Genomic DNA, 2,488 nt, shown 5'->3' on the forward strand with positions numbered 1-2,488 from the left:
AACCAGGGTCCGTCGGTGCGGCTGGTCGGCGGCGTGGGCACCGCCGGGCGCGGCCGCCTCGACGGCGAGCTCGAGCAGGTGCCGGGCCTCGCGCCGAGCTCGCTGGTCGCGACGTCCGTCGGCGGCGAGCGGGCGCCGCGCGAGGCGCTCTACACGCCGTACGTGCGGGCCGGCGACCGCACCGCCCGCGCCCGGCTCTTCTGGGCCGAGGACCTCGACGCCGCGCTCGCACCCGCCCCCGGCACCCCCGCCCGCGTCGCCGTGCCGGCCGGCACCCTCGCGCTGCGGCTGCCCGCACCGGTCGCCGCCGAGCTGCGGGTGCGGCCCGGCGACCGGGTGCGGGTCGGCGCCACCCGGTACGGCAAGGTCGTCGGCGAGCGCACCGTCGTGGTGTCCGGCGTCTACGCGGTCGGGCGCGACGGCCGGCTGCCCGCGGACGGCCCCGGCACGCCGTCCGCCCAGGGCTGGTCGCAGCGCCGCGAGCTGCTGCCCACCGACACGGAGTTCGGGACGACGCCCGCGTCGCTGCTCGTGGGCGACGTCGCGACGCTCGCCCCGCTGGCCAAGGCCGTCGGCGACGAGCTGCTCTACGTGCGCGAGAGCCGGCTCGACCCGGCCGAGCCGACGCTGACGCAGGCGCAGGCCACCGCCGCAGCCATCCGCGAGCTGCAGGTCGACGTGCGCGACCCGGCCGTCACCGGCGAGGGGCCCGACCGGCTGCACCAGCAGGTGGTCACCGGGCTGCCCGGGCTGGTGGCCGACGCGAGCGCCGTCGCCGACCGCACCGTCGCCTGGACGTCGACCCTCACCGGTGCCGGCACCGCGCTCGGCCTGGTGGCGGTGCTGGCCGCGGCCGTGCTGACCTGCGTGCAGCGCCGCGTCGAGGTGGCGCACGCCGTCGGTGCCGGGCTGCGCCCCACGGCCCTCGGTGGGCTGGCCGTGCTCGAGGTGCTGCCGGTCGCCGTGCTGTCGACGGCGCTCGGCACCGCCGCGGCGATCGGCGGCGTCCTGGCGGTCGGCCCGAGCCACCGGTTCCGGTCGGTCACCGTCGTCCCCTGCCTGGTGCGCGCCGGGCTCGCCGCGCTCGTGGGGGTGCTGCGGGTCGGCGCGGCGACGACGACCGCTGCGCTGCTCGCCGCCCGGCTGCACGCCGGCGGCCGTCCCGCGCGCAGCGTCCCCGTCGAGCCCGTGCTCGTCGCCGCGGCCGTCGTGGCGGCCGTCGGCCTGGTGACGCGGCCCGACACCGGCGGGCCGGCCGGGCCGCTCGAGCTGGCCGTGCCGCTGCTCGTCGTCGCCGGCGGCGGCGTGCTCGGCGCCCGCGCGGTGCTGTGGGCCGGCGACCGGCTGGTGCGCAGCGACCGCTGGCGGGCCGGACCGGTGCTCACCCTGGCCGCCCGGCGCTTCGTCGGCGCCGGCCGCCGCCAGGTGCTGCTGGTGGGGCTGCTCGCCGTGGGCCTGGGGCTGCTCGGCTACTCGGTGGCCGCGGCGTCGTCGGTGCGCCAGGTCACCGATGACCGCACGGCCGTGCTGGCCGGCGCGCACGCCACCGGCGAGGTGGAGGTGTCGTGGCTGCTCGACCCCGGTGCCGCGCGCCTGCCACCCGCGACCGACGACGACGGCGGCTTCGACCCCACGATCGTGTCCGGCCCGGCGGGCTTCCAGCCGGTGGCTGGCGTGCGGGTGCCGCCGCTGCCCGGCGGCACCACGATCGTCTGGCGGGCCCGCACCACCGTGCCGCCGGAGTACGGCAACCTCGACCTGCTCGTCGTCGACCCCGACCGCTTCGCGCAGGCCGCCGCCTGGGGCACCGGGCCCGAGCTGGCCGCCGCCCGCGCGCAGCTGCCGCGCCTGGCCCGCACCGACGACGACATCACCGCCGGCCGGCTGCGCGGCGCCGCCGCGGCGGTGCCGGTCATCGGCGTCGGCGACGTGCTGCAGCGGCCGGGCGACACCGCCGCCATCTCGACCGAGGAGGGCGACGTGACGGCCAGGTTCGTCGACGTCGTCCCCGCGTTCCCCGGCCACAGCGGCGGGCTGCCGATGCTCGTGGTGCCGGCCGACTCGTTCTTCGGCCACCTCGGCGAGCAGGACCCGCGGGTCGCCCCGCCCGAGAACTCCGGCCGCTTCAACCGCTCGCCGACCGGCTACTACCCCTCGCTCTGGACGAGCCAGGACGCCGCCGCCCTGCGCCGGGTCACCGACGCCCGCGCCGTCCGGCTCGGGGCGGTGCAGTCGATCGAGCGGGTCGCCCAGCAGCCCGACCTGATCGCCGCCCGGCGCACGACCGGCCTGCAGGTGGCGCTCGGCGCGAGCATCGCGGCCATCGCGGTGCTGGGCCTGGCGATGGCGGCCGACCGCGGCGGCGAGCGCCGGCGCGCCGCCGACCTGATGCTCGCCCGGATGGGTCTGCACGCCTCCGGCGTGCGGCGCGGGCTCGTCGCCGAGCTGGCGGCGCTGGTGCTGCTCGGCCTGCTCCTCGGACTCCTGT

General features: G+C 79.5%; 1 pseudogene. It reads left to right on the forward strand.

Annotation, left to right across the window (positions count from 1 at the left end):
- Window positions 1-15: 15 nt before the first annotated feature.
- A pseudogene (locus tag ACYVI6_RS18465) lies at window positions 16-2,488 on the forward strand (hypothetical protein); the annotation flags it as partial.

It is taken from the genome of Angustibacter aerolatus (assembly GCF_054776675.1).